Below are 18,097 nucleotides of genomic sequence, written 5' to 3'. Positions count from 1 at the left end.
CGGAAATTGACCATCCGTTCCCGGTCACTGCCAGCGGCACGTGCCTATTTGATGCCCCGCACACCCTCCGTCAAAAGCATCCGAAGCATTCCACAGAGCTGCGAACCATGGCGAAAGAGGGTGAAGAATCATGGTGAATGATGGTGAATGACGGCAAACCGGCCCACCCCCTGGGCATGGAGCTTCAGGGGGTGGACCGGTGGGCCGGGCGTGAGGCGATCAACCCTGGGGAGGTGTGATCCTTTATTTCTCCGACGCGCCGACCGGCTTGCCGTCGGGGCGAATGGCGAACCAAGTGCCGCCGACGCCCTGACCGTTGGTGTCGCCGGGCTTCTTGTCACCGGCGAAGGTGTAGATCGGCACACAGTCGATGGTCTGCTGCTTCAGTCCGTCGGGCCGGTCGAAGACCACGTAACCCTGGCCCCTGGGACCGGACCCCTTCAGATCGATGCCCTCGGTGTCCTTGGCGTCGACCGGCTCGATGACCGGCCACTTCTCCAGACATTCGCCGGTGCACGCCGTCTTCATCGGCCAGGGCGAGTCCTTCATGAAGCGGTAGACGGTGTGACCGTTCTTGTCGATGACGATCTCGCCGAGCTTGGGGTCCTTGCGGGTCGACAGACCGGGCAGGTCGGCCGCCTCGGCCCCGCCCTCACCCTGCGCCTTCTTGCCGTCGGGGGCCAGTGCGTACCAAGTGCCGCCCACACCCTGGCCGTTGACGTCGCCGGCGTTGACGTCCTTCGCATAGCGGTAGGCCGGCCAGCCGTCGACCGTCAGCTGCTCGGTGCCGTCGGAGCGGACGACCGAGCCCAGCAGCGCCTTGTCGATACCGGCACCGGCCGCGGCATCGTCCGCGGGGACCGGCGGCCACTTCTTCGCGCAGTCACCGTCGCAGTTGGACTTGGCCGGGTCCGCGGTGTCCTTGTCGAAGCGGTAGAGAGTCAGACCGGCGCTGTCGGTCAGCACCTCGCCGAGTTCCTGGTTGGTGGAAACGGACAGCTCACCGGCGGACGCGGCCTGCGTGGCGGCGCTCTCCTGGCCCGCCGCACCGGCGTCGTAACCGGATCCGTTCCCAAGGCCGGTACCGGCGTTTCCGTAATCACCGGCCGCGGCCGTGGCACCCACGTTCTGGCTGCTCGCCGGCGGCGCGGTTTCCGAGCCGCATGCCGTCGTCAGCGCCGCCACCGCCACGGCGCTCACCACGAGCGAGGCGCTCCGCCACGAGGTCTTCATCGTCAACTCCCCATAATCACAAGGGTGTTGCAGCGCCCTGCTGCGCCGCCGCACGACCAGGGGTACGCACGAGAGCCCCGGTCGTGTTCAACCGGCGCACAAATTTCTTTCGGAAAGCTGTGACGACACCCGCGTCACACCTGCGCCCGCCGATCAAACCTTTCGAGGGCCTTGAGTCACCCGTTCGGGGCAATCCGCCCGAGCTCGGGCCTGTGGAAGCGCGCTCAGGCCTGAAGATCTTGGGCGTGTATGGACTCGAACCGACCCAATCCACCCTGACGACAAGGGTGTTGACGGTGGTGACGCTGACCTGGCTCCTGATGGCGGCACCGGCCGGTGTGGCGGCGGCCGACGTCTGCGCGTACGCCGACACCGGCCCGGACGGCGCGACGGCGGTGGCGGTCGTCGGAACCCTCACCTGGCCGACGCCCCCGCAGTGCCCGGCCCCTACGCCCACGCCTACGCCGACCCCCACATCCACACCTACGCCCACGCCGGACCCCGCGCCGACGCCACCTCCGAAGACCACGCCCACCCCGACACCCGAGCCCCCGCCACCTCCCCCGCCTCCCCCGCCTCCCCCGTCTCCCCCGCCTCCCCCACCCCCGGCAGCGCCCGCTCCCCAGCCCGCGCCACCTCGCGCGCGGCCGGCCCCTGCGCCGACGCCCACGCCGACGCCCCCGCCGAAGCCGTCGGTCAAGCCCACCCCGAGTCCGTCCATGGCGCCGGTGCACTACCCGCCCTACCGCGCCACGCCGCACCGGCGGTCGGCGCACGACGCCCCGTCGCCCCTCACCTTCGTCCTGCTCATCGCGGTGCCCGCGATCGTCGCCGTCGCCGCACTGCGTGCGCGCTGACCCTGGAGGCTTCTGTTGCCGGAATGGCTTGTTCTCACCCTCGCGATGCTGGCCGCCTGCTGCGTGGTGGTCATCATCACCCTGCTGCGGCACCGCACGGCCCCCGAGGACGAGGATCCCTCCGAGACCCCGGACGTCATCGAGTACATGACGATGTGGATCGGTGTGGTGTACGCCATCGTCCTGGGCCTGGCCATCGCCGGCGTATGGGAGGGCCGCAGCGCCGCCGAGGACCACGTCCAGGCGGAGGCCGTGGCGCTGCACGAGATCTCGGAACGCGTCCGGGTCTATCCGGCCGACGTCCGTGACCGCATTCGAGACGATGTCAACGCCTATGTCGGACACGTCGTCACCACCGAGTGGAAGACGATGAGCGAGGAGGGCCGTGTCACCGAACGCGGCACCGAGCTCCTGCAGCGCGTCCGCGAGGACGTCACCGACTACGAGCCGAGGTCGGACTTCGAGGCGCAGGCCTACCAGCCGCTCGTAGATCAGGTGACCGCCGCCGACCAGGCGCGCAACGCCCGCGCGAGCTCCACCGGGGAGACCATGCCGGGCGTGGTGTGGTTCGGGCTGATCGCCGGCGGCATCGTCACCATCGGGATGGTGTTCGCCCTGCAGATCCGGCGCACGCCCCGCGAGCTGATCCTCGCCGGGCTGTTCTCCGCGCTGATCGCCTTCCTGCTCTTCCTCATCTGGGACTTCGACGCTCCGTACAGTCGCGGCGTCACGGCGTCGGCGGAGCCGTTCCTCGACCTCTTCCCGCACATCAAGGCCTGACAGGCCCTCACCCGACGGACCGCCGGGGGACGCGACGAGGGGCGGCGCCGGCACTCGATGGCAGGCAGCCACGCCGCTTGCGTCCCCCGGTCGCGGGAACGCCGTCCCCTGAGCGGCCCACACCCTTGCCCCATTCGTACGACACCGATCGCGCAGGTGTGCGCGCCTTCCTAGCGTTCCGATCATCGAGGTGCATTTCCGGCGCAAGCGGAACAGGTCCGCGGCTGCTCCTCGGGGACCCGGAGGAAACACCATGCGCGCGATACGCATCGCTTCGGCCGCGCTGCTGGGCGTCAGCGCCCTCGCCATGACCGCCCCCGCCGCTCAGGCGCGCGGCGATGCCTCAGGTTTCTGGGTCAACGTACTGCCCGCCACGGTCGCGCCCGGTGGGGAGGTCAAGCTGCGCGCGACCGGCTGCGACCAGAGCGTGGCGGTCTCGTCGGGGGTCTTCGACACGGTCACCATCCCCAGGGGGCGGACGACGACCAGGGCCACGGTCGACTGGGACGCCAGACCGGGTGCCGTGTACGAGGTGTCGTTCTACTGCGGCACCTTCTGGCAGAGCGTCGACCTCACCATCGGCGGCGGCCGGCCCGCACCGGTGCGCCCGCACCCGCAGCGAGGCGTGCAGGCCGGTGAGGGCGGCAGCTTGGCCGGGCTGGACCTGAAGGAGATCGGCCTGGGCGCCGCGCTCATCGCGGCCTCGCTCGGGACGGCGTACCACCTCTCGCGGCGCCCCACCGGCGAGGACGACACCTGACACCATCCCCCGTCCGCACAGGCCTTCGCCCCGGATCCCCTCGACGGGGGCCGGGGCGAAGGCCTGTGAACGTGCGACATGTCTGCGAGGGGCAGCAGCTCAGACCCGCTTCTCGGACCGTCGGCGCATCCAGAACACCCCGCCACCGACGACAGCCAAGGCAATGAGCCCTCCTCCGATGGCCATGTCGGTCGGCGTCGCACCCGTCGAGCTGCTGCCGCCGAGACCGCCACGGACGCCGCCGATGACGGTGAAGGCGTTCGGGTTGGTCAGGGGCCGGCCGGCGCCTGTGCAGGTGACCGTGATGCTGTGCGCACCCGGCCGCGCGTTTCTGTCGATGGTCGCGGTGCCCTTGGCCGTGCTGCCGCCGACCGGGGTCAACTGCGTGGGCCGGAACGCATCCGAGGTCGCGGTGCCGCCTTGTGGGCAGCCGTCGACGGTGATGGTCAGCTGTCCGCCGCGGGCGATGACACTGGGCAGGGCGACGATATTGCTCGGGCCGATCATGCCGTCCCGAGCGGTGGCCGCCGGGGCGGCGAGTCCGAGTGCGGCGACCGCGGTGGCCGCGGCCGCCAGGGCACGAGTAGTTCGCATGTGATCCTCCGCGGAAGGCGCCCCGGGAACCGTCCCCGGTCGATCGGCGAGAAAGCACCTCCCAGAAAGACCCTCAGATGCCGTGCCCCGGGCCGCATTTCGGCGATGGTCCGTCCTGGTGAGAGGACACGCCGACCAATAAGCCCACAATCGGATATTGCCGCAGGTCACGGACCGTCAGAATTTTCCTGTCGGCGGCAACTCGGATGGCGCACCGAAGGGAGTCGGGCCACCCGTTCGTATCCGCCCCGTCGCCGGTTGCGGGCGCGGGACTTAGCGTTCTCGTATGCGCGGATGACGTGGCGACGGCCGCGTCGAGAGGGGAAGTCGAATGTCTGCGTCCGAACTGGCCGAACTGGCCGAAGAGGAGGAGCGCCGTAAGAAGCGCGCTCCTTGGGGCGTGATAGCGCTTGTTCTGCTCACCGGCCTCGCCCTCATTCGCAATGGTTCGGGGGAGTTCGACGTGGGGCCGCCGCAGCCCGCGACGGCGGCCGCGGCGGACAGCCGGGTGCCGGGCGGCAGCTTCGCCGGGGCCGCGCAGCCGCTGCCGTACGCCCTGCCGGACCGGGTCCGGATCCCCGGGATCCAGGTCGACGCACCGGTGATCCCGGTCGGTCTGGACGTGGACGGATGGGTCGGCGCGCCGCCGCCGGAGGACCCGAACCTGGCGGGTTGGTTCACCGGCTCCGTCTCCCCCGGTGAGAAGGGCACCGCGGTGGTCGTCGGCCATGTCGACAACAATCAGGGCCCCGCCGTGTTCTACGGTCTCGGGGGCCTGCAGAAAGGGAATCGCGTCGAGGTCGTCCGCCAGGACGGAAAGACGGCCGTTTTCGAGGTCTACGGTATCGAGGTGTTCCAGAAGAACGATTTCCCCGGCGACCGGGTCTACGCCTCCAAGGGGACCGCCGAATTGCGGGTCATCACCTGCGGCGGCGGTTTCTCCAAACAGAACGGATATGACGGGAACGTCGTCGCTTTCGCCAGCCTGGTCGAGGTCCGCTGAGCTTTCCTCGGCCGGCTGAGCTTTCCTCGGCCGGGCGGGCGAGAGCCGTCAGCGGTATTTCCGTTCCGGGACGGTGACGAAATAGCCGGAGTCCAGCAGCCGCGGCAGATAGGCGCGCAGCGCGCGGACACTCTGGGAGCGGTCGCCCCCGGCGTCGTGCGAGAGCACCACGACGCCGGGGGCGGCGCCGTGCTCCACCCGGTCGACGATTCGGCGGGTGCCGGGGGTGGCCCAGTCGAGGGTGTCGACGGTCCAGGCCAACGGTTCCATGCCCAGCTCGGCGCCGAGTTGGAAGGTGGTGCGGTTCCAGGCCCCGTAGGGCGCTCGGAACCAGGCGGGGCGTTCGCCGTACGTCTCCTCGACGACATCGCAGGTGCGCTCCATCTCGGCGCGGATCCGGCCGCGGCTGAGGCGGGTGAGGAGTGGGTGGGACCAGGTGTGGTTGCCGACGACATGGCCTTCGTCGGCCATCCGCGCCACGAGTTCCTTGTTGTCGGCGACCATCTCGCCGCACACGAAGAACATCGCGCGGACGTCGTACTCGCGCAGGATGTCCAGGATGTGCGGGGTGTAGCGGGGGTCGGGTCCGTCGTCGAAGGTCAGCACCATGGTGCGGCCCCGTCCGGACACGCGCAGGAACGGCGCCCGTCGTACGAGTGCGCGTCGGGGCGCCACGCGGGGCGGGCCGTAACCCGTCAGGGGCTCGAGGCGGTAGGCGGAGGGCTTGAGCGCGCGGTGTGCCTGCGGGCCCGGGGCGGGGGCGGCGGGCCGGACCGGCTCCTCGCCCGTGACCGTCGCGAACAGTCCGGCGGTACCGGCGGCTCCGACGGCGGCGGCACCGGCGAGCAGCGCGCGGCGTCGCGTGAGCGGACGTGTGAGCGACTGATCCTTCGTCATGAATCATCAGTCGCCCGGCGAGAGACCGACGCACCACGTCGGCACCGGGACGGCGGCAGGAAAACGCCCGGCCGGACCAGCCCCGGTTGCGCCGAGCGCAGGCCGGGCCTATGACGCCGGTCAGCGGCGGCGTACCAAGGGGAACGGCAGGGTCTCACGGATCGTCAGGCCGGTGAGGAACATGACCAGTCGGTCGACGCCGATGCCGAGGCCGCCGGTGGGCGGCATGGCGTACTCGAGGGCGTCGAGGAACTCCTCGTCGAGTTCCATCGCCTCGGGGTCCCCGCCGACGGCGAGCAGGGACTGGGCGGTGAGGCGGCGGCGCTGTTCGACGGGGTCGGTGAGTTCGGAGTAGGCGGTGCCGAGTTCGGTGCCGAAGGCGACGAGGTCCCATCGCTCGGCGAGCCTCGGGTCGCCCCGGTGCTGGCGGGTGAGCGGGGAGACGTCGGTCGGGAAGTCCTTGTAGAAGGTGGGCAGCTGGGTCTTCTCCTCGACGAGCCGCTCGTACATCTCCAGGACGATGTCGCCGTGGCCGTCGTCGGCCGTGTACGGCACGCCCGCGCGGTCGCAGGTCCGGTGCAGCCTGAGCAGCTCGGTGTCGGGGTCGATCTCCTCCCCGAGCGCCTCGGAGATCGCGCCGTACACCGTCTTGACCGGCCACTGACCGGAGATGTCGTACTCCTCGCCGTCCTTGCGGGCGATCGGTGAGCCGAAGGCGGCGGTCGCGGCGCCCTGGATCAGCTCGCGGACCAGGTCGAGCATCTCGTCGTAGTCGGCGTACGCCTGGTAGGCCTCCAGCATCGTGAACTCGGGGTTGTGCTTGTAGTCGGCGCCCTCGTTGCGGAAGGTGCGGCCCATCTCGAAGACCTTCTCCAGGCCGCCCACGCACAGCCGTTTCAGGTACAGCTCGGGGGCGATGCGCAGATAGAGGTCGAGGTCGTAGGCGTTGATGTGGGTGGTGAAGGGGCGGGCGTTGGCGCCGCCGTGGATCTGCTGGAGCACCGGCGTCTCGACCTCCAGGTAGCCGCGCTCCAGGAGGCCCTGGCGCAGGGCCTGGACGGCGGTGGAGCGGGCGCGCACCACGTCGCGGGCGGCGGGGCTGGCGACCAGGTCGAGATAGCGCATGCGCACCTTGGCCTCGGGGTCGGCGAGGCCGCGGCGCTTGTCGGGGAGCGGCCGCAGGCACTTGCCGATGAGCTGCCATGAGATGACGAAGACGGTCGGCTCACCCTTGTCGCTGACGCCGGCCAGGCCGGTGGCAGTGATGAGGTCGCCGATGTCGGTGTCGGCGGTGAAGCGGTCGAGGTCGGCGCCGGTGTCCTTGCGGGTGAGGGCGAGTTGGTGGTCGCCGGACCAGTCGCGCAGGACGGCGAAGGCGAGGCCGCCGAAGTCGCGCACGAGCATGATCCGCCCGGCGACGGTGACCTGTTCGCCCGCCCGGACGTCGGCGAGGGCGTGGGTGCGGGCCGCAATGCCCACCGGATACGGGTCGATGCCGTCGGCGCGCAGCCGGTCAAGGGTGTGGTGCCGGATGCGGACCTGCTCGGGCAGGCCCGCATCCGGCCCGGCCGCCCCGGCCTCGTCCCCTCCGTCGAGGCCGAGCGCCGCCAGCGAGGGCAGTCCTTCGGTGGTCGCGGGGCGCGGCCCGCCTCGCGGGTGCCCCTTTCTGCGGAGTTTGTGCAGCGACGGTACGGAGACGAATCCCTCGGCGATGCCGGACGCCATGCCGATGCGGGCGAGGGAGGCGGCCTCGCCATAGCAGAGGAAGCGGGGGAACCACTGCGGTCGGTACTTGGCGTTGGAGCGGTAGAGGGCTTCCAGTTGCCACCACTTGGAGAAGAACAGCAGCAGGCGTCGCCACAGTCGCAGCACGGGTCCGGCGCCGATGCGGGCGCCCTCCTCGAAGACCGAGCGGAACACGGCGAAGTTCAGGGAGATCCTGCGGATGCCCGTCTTCGGCGCCATGGCGCACAGCTCGGCGACCATGAACTCCATGACGCCGTTGGGGGCGCCGCGGTCACGGCGCATCAGGTCCAGGGAGATGCCCTCCTTGCCCCAGGGCACGAAGGAGAGCAGGGCGAGCAGCTCGCCGTCCTCGCCGAGGGCCTCCACGAGGAGGCAGTCGCCGTCGGCCGGGTCGCCGAGGCGGTCGAGGGCCATGGAGAAGCCGCGTTCGGTCTCGGTGTCGCGCCAGTGGTCGGCCTTGTCGATCACCTCCTCCATCTCCGTCTCGGTGAGGGTGCGGTGGCGGCGGATGCGGCAGTGGGCGCCGGTGCGGCGGACCCGGTGGACGGCCTGCCGGGTGACCCGCATGTCGCGGCCGTCGAGGTCGAAGTCCGGCACGTTCAGGATCGCCTCGTCGCCGAGTTGGAGGGCGCCGAGTCCGGCGCGCGCGTAGGCCCGGGCCCCGTCCTCGGAGGCGCCCATCGCGGCGGGCACCCAGGCGTGCCGGCGGGCCGCGTCCAGCCAGACGGCGATGGCGTGCGGCCAGGCCTCCCGGTCGCCGACCGGGTCCCCGCTGGCGAGGCACACTCCGGCCTCGACGCGGTAGGTGACGGCGGCCTTGCCGCTGGGCGAGAAGACGACGGCCTTGTCGCGCCGGGTGGCGAAGTAGCCGAGGGAGTCCTGGTCGCCGTAGGCCTTGAGGAGGGCGCGGATGCGGGCCTCCTCGTCGTCGTGCAGGGCGGCCTCCATGCGCTGCGAACGGAACAGCGTCGTGGCGGCGTTCAGCAGGGCGAGCGCGCCGAAGAGGCCGAGCAGGAAGTACAGGGGGCGGGAGGGCCGTCCGTCGTAGGAGGCGCCGGAGACGAGGCCGCCGCAGACCCGGTCGGCGGCCCAGGCCAGCCGCTGGCCGCGCTGCAGCGTGCCGGGGAACAGCTCGACCAGCCCCCAGCCGACCAGGATCCCCACGACGAGCCCGGCGACCAGGACGCCGAGCGCTCTTCGTACGGCGGCGCGGCGGGAGGCGGCGTAGAACTCCCCCCGGGCGACGATCAGCAGGGCCAGGGCGAGGCCGCACACGATCAGGGACGGGACGGAGTCGGCGTAGTCGCCGAGGGCCGTGCCGAGGATGTCGGACAGGACGAGCAGGCCCAGGTAGACGACGACCAGCCACCAGGCGATCTTCTTACGGGCGGCGGTCGCGGCGGCGAGCAGGAAGAGGAAGACCGCGTAGGCGAGGTTGGCGCTGACGGGGACGATGATCTGGTCGAGGGCGTGCACGACCGGGCGGAGCGCGATGCGCAGCGGCGGGATCAGGGCCAGCAGGACGCACAGCAGTCCGAGGGCGCCGAAGAAGGTCGCGAAACCCTCCGGCACCCTGCTCAGGAGGCCGTTCCCGGGCGACCGTATCCGGCCCGTGGTGTCCTTGTCCGGGACGGCCTCCACGGTGGCACTCATGTTCCGACTGTAGGAAGCCCCCGGCGTCCTCGCCCGTCGAGCGCCCTGCCCGGCGGCCGGACCTGCGGCTTCCGATAGCCTCCGTGCCGTGACGGAACAGCACTCGCACCAGTTCGAGCGGGGCACGGACGGGCCCAAGGTCATCGTGGTCGGGGTGGACGGCTCCGACTCCTCGCTCCGCGCGGCGGCCTACGCCGGTGGTCTCGCCCGACGGCAGCACGCGCTGCTCGCCGTCGTGTACGTGCAGCCGGTGATGACGGCGGGCGCGGCCCTCGGGGCGCCGGTCGCGGAGACGACCGACGAGATCGCCGAGGACCTGATCGCCCAGATCCGGGACGCGGCCGAGCGGCTCAAGGGGATATTCGACGTCCGCTGGGAGTTCCACACCTTCCGCGGTGACCCCTACAACGGCCTGGTGAGGGCGGCCGACGACCTGAAGGCCGACGCCGTGGTGGTGGGCGCCTCGGAGCAGGCCGGGCACCGGATCGTGGGCTCCGTCGCGGTGCGGTTGGTCAAGGCGGGACGGTGGCCGGTGACGGTGGTGCCGTAGGCCGGGGGGCCGGACCTACTCCCCCATGGTGAGCCCGTCCTTGGCCGCGCCCCGGCTCAGCACGATGTCCCGGATGCGGTCGCGCACGCCGCGCAGTTCGGCGCCCTGGGCGAGCGCACGGTTGAGGTTGATCACGCGGCCGGCGTCGATGTCGAACAGCTGCGGGATGAACTCGGCCTTCGACACCTCCCAGCGGCCACCGGACTCCTCGGGTTCGGTGAAGGTGAAGCGGCCGAGGGTGGACTGGTTGCCGCGCGGGTCCTGGACGCCCTGATCGTTGTACATCGCGCCGGCCACCTGGGCGCCCATGCCGTAGACCACCCAGGTGCCGTTGATCTTCTCGTACGCCTGCGGGACATGGGCGTGGGTGCCGAGGATCAGGTCGATGGCGGGGCGGTCGCCGCTGCGGGCGGCCGTGAGGTCGCGGGCGAGGGTCAACTGCGTGTCGTCGGGCGCGTCCTGCCACTCGGTGCCCCAGTGCAGCGACACGACGACCACGTCGGCGCCCGCCGTCCGGGCGGCGCGGGCGTCCGCCAGGATCTTGGTCTCGTCGATCAGGTTGACCGCCCAGGGCTGCCCGGGCGGGAGCGGGAAGCCGTTGACGCCGTACGTGTAGGCGAGGTGCGCGACCTTGGCCGGGCCCGCGCGCAGCACCGTCACGGAGCGCGCCTCGCCCTCGGTGCGCGCCGCCCCCGCGTGCCGCACGCGCGCCTCGTCGAGGGCGTTCAGGGTGCGCAGGATGCCGGCGGCACCGTCGTCGAGGCTGTGGTCGGAGGCGGTGGAGCAACCGTCGTAGCCGGTGGCGGCGACGCCTTTGGCCACCTCCGGCGGGGACTTGAAGGCCGGGTAGCCGCTGTACTGGCCGTCTGCGCCGTAGACCGTCTCCATGTGGCACAGCGCCACATCGGCGCGGGAGACGACGGGTTTTACGCCGGCGAACATCGGGCGGAAGTCGTAGCCGGAGCCGCGCGCGTCGAAGCGCGCCCGGTCGATGACCGACGTGTGCGGGAGGATGTCGCCGGAGGCGACGAGCGTGAAGCCGCGAGGGCCCTTGGCGGAGGCGCCCGGATGCCCCGGCTCCTTGTGGTCGTTGGCCTGGCAGGCGGCGCCCGCGGCGAGGGCGGCCGTCAGCGCGAGGGCCACGAGTCGACTGCGTGCAATCATCAGCTCACCCCGTGTGGTCGTATTACCCACCAATACGTATGAAAAGGGGCGTGCTCGCAAACAATCCGGCCGCCTTCATTAGCCCGTCCGGCGCGCCCCGGCTAGGCGGAAGGGACCGTTCGTCGTACCGTTCGCCGACGCGATCGACCGTCCGCCGCAGATCCGTGTGCGTGCTCTGTCCCCGAACCGCCGCCTGCGATGCCATACGGCCATGACGGCCGGAACCACTCTCACGAACGGGACGACCGCCGAGCACGAGCTCGCCGCGCTGCAGCGCGAGCACGGCCGGCCCCTCTTCGCGCTTCTGCTCCGGCTCTGCGACGGCGACCGGCAACGCGCCGAGGACCTCGTGCAGGAGACGCTGGTGCGCGCCTGGCAGCATCCCGAGGCCCTGCGCGCCGACGACTTCGACTCCGTACGGCCCTGGCTGCTGACCGTCGGGCGGCGGCTCGCGATCGACGCGCGGCGGGCCCGGCAGGCGCGGCCGCCGGAGGTCGGGGACGCGATTTTGGAGAACGCCCGGGTGATCTCCGACCACGCCGAGCGCGCCGCGGAGATGCTCGATGTGCGCGAGGCTGTGAAGACACTCACTCCGGAGCACCGTGAAGTCCTGGTGCTCGTGTACTTCCAAGGGGCGAGTGTTGCGGAGGCCGCGGAAACCCTGGGTATTCCGCCCGGTACGGTGAAGTCCCGCGCGTACTACGCGCTGCGCGCCCTGCGCAGGGTGCTTCCGGGATACGCGGCCGACCTGCGGTGAAACCAATGGCTTAGTCAAACCTCCGTAAAGCGCCTTGCTGCGGACCCCGGTTGAGTAATCGGCTGTCCTCATCCGTGTTCCGGACTGGGACCCGGGCGCTCGGGCGATGCGCACGCACCGGAGGAAGGCAGGAAGGGATGCTGCACAGAGGTCAAGAGAGCACGGACGGCACCGGCGGCGGCGAACTGACCGTCCCCATGGCGTGGTTGTACGCCGAGTACATCGCCGACGAGCTGCTGCGGACCGGCGATCTGATGCCGCCGACGTCCTTCGAGTTCCGCGCCGGGCGCGATGCCCTGGCGCTGACCATCTTCCTGTCCGACACCGACGGCGAGCTCTCCGGCATCCGGGTGGTGACCCAGCTGGAGACCTGGCTGTCGCTGACGGCGTACGACCAGCCGTGGCAGGACTGGGTGCGCGAGCGCATGGCGGGCCTCGCGGCCGAGGCGGTGGAGTCCGGCGGGCCCGCGCCCGACCTGGAGCTGGCCGAGGCGGCCTGGCGCTGGCTGCAGGAGACCGAGCTGCTCGCGCCCGATCTGAACGCGGTGCCGGGCGGCGGTGCGCTGGTCGGTGAGGACGAGGGGCCGAAGGTGTGGACACCGGCGTGGCAGCTGGGGCTGCCGCTCGGGCACCTCGCCATCCATCTTTTTTGAGTTCTTTTCTCCTCGGACCAATCCTCGGCTCCGGCCGCTCCGAATCCTTTGGTTGCGATTCTGTGGGCGGCTTGAGTGATTCGACTGCCTGGTGCGTACCAGTGGGCGCAAGGAGTAACCCACCCCGCACCCAACGGCACGAGGATTCGGCATGAGGTCCCTGGAGAGGCATCGCGACGTCGCCGCGTACGCGCTCGGCGTGCTGAACGAGGCGGAGGCGTTCCGCTTCGAGGACCACCTCATGGAGTGCCCCCGCTGCGCGGCACACGTGACCGAGTTCGGGCCCGTCACGCGCCAGTTGATGCTGTACCGGCGGTCCACCCCCCAGTTCGTGCACCCCATGGCCAAGCCGGGCCCGCAGCTGCTGAACCGGCTGCTCGAAACGGTGGCGGCCCGTCACCGCGCCCGGCGCCGGCGCACGCTGTACGCCGTGGCCGCCTCGGTGGTGATCGCCCTCGCCGGGCCCGGGATCGCGATGATGGCGGGCGGCGACGACGGGGCCGTACGGGTCGTCGAGGCGACCGACGCGCGGTCGGGGGTGTGGGCGCAGGTCACGACCGAGAACGAGCCCTACGGCACCCAGGTGGAACTGAAGGTGAAGGACGGCGCGGGTCCGCGGGCCTGTCACCTCGTCGCGGTCGGCCGGGACGGCTCGGAGGAGACGGTGACCAGCTGGTCCGCCGCCCATCACGACGCCCGTGAGAACACCATGACGGGCGCCTCGGGGATGCACACCGACGAGATCGTGCGCTACGAGGTGCGTACGGCGTCCGGGGAGCATCTGGTGACGCTCAATCCCCGCTAGGGCCTGTCTGACAATTCCCGTCGTCCGCCCGCAGGGCGGGCCCCGCGGCGTCATGGGTCCCCCCGCGCGAGGTTGTTCGAGCGTGGGGGAGCGTGCGATCGCAAGGCGCCGGAGCGCCCTCGTGGCGGACCCACGTGGGCGGTTCGGCAACGCGGCTGGGGGTCCCCCCTCTGGGGGAGTGCGTGCCAGACGCCGCGGGGCAGGCGGGAATTGTCAGACAGGCCCTAAGGGCCCGTCTGCTCCCCGCCGGCGGACCCCGCTACTTGAGCAGTCGTGACAACCTGCGGTCCGCCAGTGGCTTCCCACCCGTCTGGCAGGTCGGGCAGTACTGGAGCGAGGAGTCGCTGAAGGAGACCTCGCGGATGGTGTCGCCGCACACCGGGCACGGCTCGCCGGTGCGGCCGTGCACCCGCAGGCCGCTCTTCTTCTCGGCCTTCAAGCGGCCTGCCGCCACGCCCCGGGACCGCTCCACCGCTTCCGTGAGCGTCGTGCGCAGAGCCTCGTACAGCCTGTTCGTCTCCTGAGGCGTCAGGGACGACGTCGGTTTGAAGGGGGACATCCTGGCCGCGTGCAGGATCTCGTCGCTGTAGGCGTTCCCTACGCCGGCGATCAGGCTCTGGTCGCGCAGGGCGCCCTTGAGCTGGCGGCGTTCGCCCTTGAGGAGAATTGCCAGGCGGGGTTCGTCGAAGTCGTCCGACAGGGGGTCCGGGCCGAGGCGGGCGATGCCCTCGACGTCCTGCGGGTCCTCTACGACGTACACCGCGAGCCGTTTCTGGGTGCCCGCCTCCGTGAGGTCGAAGCCGGCGCCGGTCTCCAGGGCCACGCGCAGCGCGAGGGGGCCCTTGCCTGGGCGGGGCATGCCGCTCGGGAGCTGGTCCTTCCAGTGGAGCCAGCCCGCGCGGGCCAGGTGGGTGACCAGGTGCGGGCCGTCCGCCGTGGCGAGGGCGAGGAACTTGCCGTAGCGGTGTACGGCGGTGACCTCGTGGCCCTCGACGGCGGTGACCGGCGGGGCGTAGGTCTTGAGGACACTGATGGCGACGGGCAGCACGCGGACGATCTCGTGGCCGACCAGGTTCTCGGTCAGGAAGTCCTTGAGCGCTTCGACCTCGGGGAGTTCCGGCATACGTCCAGAGTGCCACCGGGGGCGTCTGTGGTCAGGGCCGCTCCGGCACCATGAACTCGCACCACACGCACTTGCCGCCGCCCCGGGCCTCCACGCCCCACACGTCCGTGAGCAGGTCGACGAGGAGCAGGCCGCGCCCGGAGACGCCCGACTCCCCCGCCTCGCGGCGGCGTGGCAGGGCGCTGGAGGAGTCCTCGACCTCGACGCGCAGCCGGCGTTCGGAGCCGGTGAGGACCCGCAGGGTCACGATGGCGGAGCCCTCGGTGTGCATCAGGGCGTTGGTGATCAGCTCGTCGGCGACCAGCTCGATCTCGTCGGCCCGGTCGACCGCGCCCCAGGCGCGCACGGCGGCTCGGATCATGTGCCGGGCTCCGGTGAGGGCCTCGGGGTCGCCGGGGGCGACATGCTGCTGGAGGCGGCCGCCGGACTGCGGGGCGTCCAGGACGCTGCGGCGCAGCAGGAGCAGGGCCACGTCGTCGTCGCCGCCCCGCTCCTCGGCCACGTCGATGAGACGGTCCGCGAGGTCGCGTACGTCGTCCGGGCCGGTGGCGATGAGCGCGGTGAGGGTCTGCATGCCGTCGTCCAGGTCGGCGCCGGGCTGTTCGACCAGGCCGTCGGTGCACAGCAGGAGGGTGTGGTCGGAATCCAGCTCGATGGTGCCGACCGGGTACTCGAGCCGCCCGAACTCCGCGGACAGGCCGAGCGGCAGCCCGCCCTCGACCGGGACGCGACGGCAGGCGCCGCCGGGCTCCCGCAGCAGCGGGTCGATGTGGCCGGCCCGGACGACCTGCATGACTCCGGTGGACAGGTCGGCCTCCGCGTACAGGCAGGTCGCGAAGCGGTCGGTGTCCAGCTCGTGCAGGAACACGGAGGCGCGGGCCATCACCGTGGCCGGGGTGTGCCCCTCGGCGGCGTAGGCGCGCAGCACGATGCGGAGTTGGCCCATGACGGCGGCGGCGTGTGTGTCGTGGCCCTGGACGTCGCCGATGACGGCGCCGACCCGGCCGCCGGGCAGCGGGATGAGGTCGTACCAGTCGCCGCCGATGTCCCGGCCGAGGGAGCCCGAGCGGTAGCGGACGGCGACGTCGGCGCCGGGCACGCTGGGGATGGTGCGCGGCAGCATGGCCTGCTGCAGGCCCGTGGCGAGGTCCTTCTCCTGCTCGTAGAACATGGCCCGCTGCAGGCTCTGCGCGATGCTGCTGCCGAGGGCGACGAGCACGTTGCGGTCCTCGCTGGAGAAGCCGTCGCGGTCGCTGTAGAGCAGGCCGATGGCGCCGATCGGCCGGGCCTGGGCGATCAGCGGCAGGTAGGCGGCGGCCGTGATGCTCAGGTCGGTGATGTGCGGCCACAGGATCGGGTAGCGGTCCGCGAACTCCTCCGGCGACTCGATGAAGCGCGGGCTCAGGGTGCGTACGACCTCGCTCATCGGGTACTGCTCGTCGATCCGGGTGACCCTGGTGCCGGGCACGAAGCTGCCCACGGGGCCCTCGGCGACCAGCCGGATGCGGCCGGCCTCGACCAGGCCCATGACGAGGCTGGTGGCGCCGAGGTTGCTCAGGCCGTGGGTGTCCTTGAGGACGTCGATGACGTCCTGGACGGTGCGGGCGTGCGCGAGGGCGGCCGTGGTGAGCTGGACGACGCTGGTCTGCTGCCGGCGGGCCTCGTCCTCGGCCGCCTGCTCGCGCCGCTCCTCGCTCTCGGCGAGTTCGTCGGTGGCGTCGCGGACGATGCCGATGATGCGGCGTGGGCGGCCCGTCTCGTCACGGCGGATGTAGCCCTGGGTGTGGGTCCAGCGCAGCGCGCCGTCGCGGCAGCGGATGCGGAAGTAGGCGCCGTAGTTCTCGCTGCCGTCCTTCATGGCCTGGGAGACCAGGCCGTCCAGCCGGTAGGCCTCCGGCGGCGGCACCCGGATCGCCAGGGTCGTGGGGTGTCCGTCGTATTCGTCGGGGCGCAGGTCGAAGACCTCGTGGGCCTGGGCGTCCATGTGGAACAGACCGGTGTCCAGGTCCCAGTCGAAACTTCCCATGCGGTTGAGCGCCAGGATCGGATCCGGGTGGGCGGGCCAGTCGTCCGGGAGTGACAGGGCGCTCGCTCCCCGATCAACCATGGGGCCACCTTGCCAGGATTTGCCGGAATCTTCGACTGGGGCGACGGGATTGGTGCTACCCGACGCCCGGGGGCTGTCCACAGCTGTCGGTCAGCCGTCGAAGACGTTGGTGGGGCTGCCGAAGATGCTGTCCGTGGTGTTCGGCTCGTCGGGGATCAGACCGCCGCCGTCGGGCAGGTCGGGGCTGTCCGGGACGAGTTCGGGGCCGGTCTCCTCCGGGGCGTGCGAGGACCCCGAGGGCGACGGGGACTTCGGGGAGGTCTCCGGTTGGGTCCCGGATTCGGAGGCGCCGGGCTCCCGCGGGAACGCCGGGGCGGTGGCCGTGGGGCAGTGGGTGGGGCCGGTGCTCGGCGTGTCCGACGCCGGCTCGGTCACCGTGTCGTCGGTGGCGCCCGGGGTGACGGTGGCCGCCGGGGTCACACAGTAGCTCGGCGACGCCTCCGGGGAGGTGTGCTCGTCGGACGGGGACGTGCCCTCGCCCGAGGGGAGCCTGCCGTCCTCGCCGGGCGAGGTGCCGGAGGGGCTGTCGTGCGGGTGCGGGGTCGGGGTCACCGGCTTCGGCCGCTGCAGGGCGTGGTCGCGGTCGTGCCCCCGATGGCCGGTCGGCCGCTCGATCCAGGTGTTGTCGGCGATGTCGATGATCGTGATGTTGGTGATCACCTGGATCGTCGGGGCCACCACGACGACCTGGGCCGGCCGGTACCCGGACCAGGGCCGACCACGGGTGCCCGGGTTGCCCCGCAGGCCGGCGGCCGGGGCGAGCGGGTTGCCGCAGGCGCAGCGGACGCGGGGCACACCGTGGCCGTCGACGAGGACCGCGGTGCCCGCCTGGAGGACGGACTGGTACCCGGTCCTGTGACCGTCGCGGAAGCCGTGGTTGGTGACCCGGGTGTCCGCGCGCAGCACGACCGAGGTGAGGCTCCGCAGATAACCGGGGATCGAGGCCCGGGGGATGCCCGCGGCCCGGGCGAAGACGCCGGCCCTGGCCCGGTCGGCGGCGAGGTGGTCGATCTGCCGCTGCACGTCACAGCTGCCGGTCCCGCGGGTGCCGGCGTAGAGGCCGGGCGTGCCGCCGGACAGCGGCTGCGGCCCGGTCCGCCCCGACTGCGACGGCTGCGGCGTTCGGGTGACCGGGGCCGGGGTGGCCGCCGAGATCACCGTGGAGTCCGTGAAGGGGTCCGGCCCCTTGGCCGCCGCGGGTTCGAGGAAGACCTCCCCGCTCGATTCCGTGCCCACGTCCGCGCCGCAGCCGGCGGCGACGAGCGCCGCCGAGAGCGCGCAGGCCGTGACGACGGCTCCGGTGGATGTCCGCACCACGTCCTCCCGCCTGTTCCGGGCAGTTTCGCCACTATTGTCTGCTTCACTCGCCTGGGTTACGCAAGCGGATAGGTGATATACGGAGGGTCACATGAGGC

16 protein-coding genes are annotated in these 18,097 nt (G+C 71.5%); 8 read left to right on the top strand and 8 right to left on the bottom strand.

The genetic code is table 11. The features are described from left to right. Positions 1-243 precede the first annotated feature (243 nt). Positions 244-1,233: an SCO0930 family lipoprotein gene (locus tag PBV52_RS43775; protein WP_274246845.1), complete on the bottom strand. Its 990-nt coding sequence runs from the start codon at positions 1,231-1,233 to the stop codon at positions 244-246. 296 nt (positions 1,234-1,529) lie between these two features. On the opposite strand from PBV52_RS43775, the gene PBV52_RS43770 reads away from it, so the two are divergent. The 3 genes from PBV52_RS43770 to PBV52_RS43760 all read left to right on the top strand — a co-directional run bounded on the left by PBV52_RS43770 (position 1,530) and on the right by PBV52_RS43760 (position 3,630). Then, positions 1,530-2,090 (top strand): hypothetical protein, encoded by a 561-nt coding sequence (locus tag PBV52_RS43770; protein WP_274246843.1) that lies wholly within the window; start codon positions 1,530-1,532, stop codon positions 2,088-2,090. Between the two features lie 15 nt (positions 2,091-2,105). Further along, positions 2,106-2,870, top strand: coding sequence for a DUF4239 domain-containing protein (locus PBV52_RS43765; RefSeq protein ID WP_274246842.1), 765 nt, complete (start codon positions 2,106-2,108; stop codon positions 2,868-2,870). A gap of 253 nt (positions 2,871-3,123) precedes the next feature. Further along, positions 3,124-3,630 carry a hypothetical protein gene (locus tag PBV52_RS43760; RefSeq protein WP_274246840.1) on the top strand — a complete coding sequence of 169 codons (507 nt, stop codon included), beginning with the start codon at positions 3,124-3,126 and terminating at the stop codon, positions 3,628-3,630. A gap of 99 nt (positions 3,631-3,729) precedes the next feature. On the opposite strand, the gene PBV52_RS43755 is transcribed toward PBV52_RS43760, so the two are convergent. After that, on the bottom strand, positions 3,730-4,224 hold the full coding sequence (locus PBV52_RS43755) for a hypothetical protein (RefSeq protein WP_274246838.1): 495 nt from the start codon (positions 4,222-4,224) through the stop codon (positions 3,730-3,732). Positions 4,225-4,555: 331 nt separating this feature from the next. Between PBV52_RS43755 and PBV52_RS43750 the strand changes: the two genes are divergently transcribed. Further along, positions 4,556-5,227, top strand: a complete 672-nt coding sequence (locus PBV52_RS43750) for a class F sortase (protein ID WP_274246837.1) — start codon at positions 4,556-4,558, stop codon at positions 5,225-5,227. Positions 5,228-5,275: 48 nt separating this feature from the next. On the opposite strand, the gene PBV52_RS43745 is transcribed toward PBV52_RS43750, so the two are convergent. Together PBV52_RS43745 and lysX are read right to left on the bottom strand one after the other, a co-directional pair. After that, on the bottom strand, positions 5,276-6,124 hold the full coding sequence (locus tag PBV52_RS43745; RefSeq protein WP_274246835.1) for a polysaccharide deacetylase family protein: 849 nt from the start codon (positions 6,122-6,124) through the stop codon (positions 5,276-5,278). A gap of 120 nt (positions 6,125-6,244) precedes the next feature. Beyond that, positions 6,245-9,523, bottom strand: a complete 3,279-nt coding sequence (gene lysX / locus PBV52_RS43740; RefSeq protein ID WP_274246833.1) for a bifunctional lysylphosphatidylglycerol synthetase/lysine--tRNA ligase LysX — start codon at positions 9,521-9,523, stop codon at positions 6,245-6,247. 88 nt (positions 9,524-9,611) lie between these two features. Between lysX and PBV52_RS43735 the strand changes: the two genes are divergently transcribed. Further along, positions 9,612-10,073, top strand: coding sequence for a universal stress protein (locus PBV52_RS43735; protein WP_274246831.1), 462 nt, complete (start codon positions 9,612-9,614; stop codon positions 10,071-10,073). A gap of 15 nt (positions 10,074-10,088) precedes the next feature. Here PBV52_RS43735 and PBV52_RS43730 read toward each other — a convergent pair whose 3' ends face one another. After that, complete coding sequence (locus PBV52_RS43730) at positions 10,089-11,237, bottom strand: CapA family protein (RefSeq protein ID WP_274246829.1); 1,149 nt, start codon at positions 11,235-11,237, stop codon at positions 10,089-10,091. A gap of 211 nt (positions 11,238-11,448) precedes the next feature. Here PBV52_RS43730 and PBV52_RS43725 point away from each other — a divergent pair, with 211 nt between their 5' ends. The 3 genes from PBV52_RS43725 to PBV52_RS43715 all read left to right on the top strand — a co-directional run bounded on the left by PBV52_RS43725 (position 11,449) and on the right by PBV52_RS43715 (position 13,452). Next, complete coding sequence (locus PBV52_RS43725) at positions 11,449-11,994, top strand: sigma-70 family RNA polymerase sigma factor (RefSeq protein WP_030952315.1); 546 nt, start codon at positions 11,449-11,451, stop codon at positions 11,992-11,994. A gap of 137 nt (positions 11,995-12,131) precedes the next feature. Beyond that, complete coding sequence (locus tag PBV52_RS43720) at positions 12,132-12,647, top strand: hypothetical protein (protein ID WP_093903596.1); 516 nt, start codon at positions 12,132-12,134, stop codon at positions 12,645-12,647. Positions 12,648-12,798: 151 nt separating this feature from the next. Further along, the gene (locus PBV52_RS43715; protein WP_274246825.1) at positions 12,799-13,452 is read left to right on the top strand and encodes an anti-sigma factor; all 654 of its coding nucleotides are present in this window, start codon (positions 12,799-12,801) and stop codon (positions 13,450-13,452) included. 259 nt (positions 13,453-13,711) lie between these two features. Here the strand turns inward: PBV52_RS43715 and PBV52_RS43710 are convergent, their stop codons facing one another. The 3 genes from PBV52_RS43710 to PBV52_RS43700 all read right to left on the bottom strand — a co-directional run bounded on the left by PBV52_RS43710 (position 13,712) and on the right by PBV52_RS43700 (position 17,996). After that, a complete protein-coding gene (locus PBV52_RS43710; RefSeq protein WP_274246822.1) occupies positions 13,712-14,575 on the bottom strand; it encodes an Fpg/Nei family DNA glycosylase in 864 nt (287 codons plus the stop codon). A gap of 31 nt (positions 14,576-14,606) precedes the next feature. After that, on the bottom strand, positions 14,607-16,682 hold the full coding sequence (locus PBV52_RS43705; protein ID WP_274246820.1) for a SpoIIE family protein phosphatase: 2,076 nt from the start codon (positions 16,680-16,682) through the stop codon (positions 14,607-14,609). Between the two features lie 90 nt (positions 16,683-16,772). Continuing rightward, a complete protein-coding gene (locus PBV52_RS43700) occupies positions 16,773-17,996 on the bottom strand; it encodes a DUF6777 domain-containing protein (protein WP_274246819.1) in 1,224 nt (407 codons plus the stop codon). Between the last annotated feature and the right edge of the window lie 101 nt (positions 17,997-18,097).

The sequence above is a fragment of the Streptomyces sp. T12 genome (assembly GCF_028736035.1).
In the GTDB taxonomy this organism is placed as follows: domain Bacteria; phylum Actinomycetota; class Actinomycetes; order Streptomycetales; family Streptomycetaceae; genus Streptomyces.
This window is presented reverse-complemented; position numbering and strand designations above follow the sequence as displayed.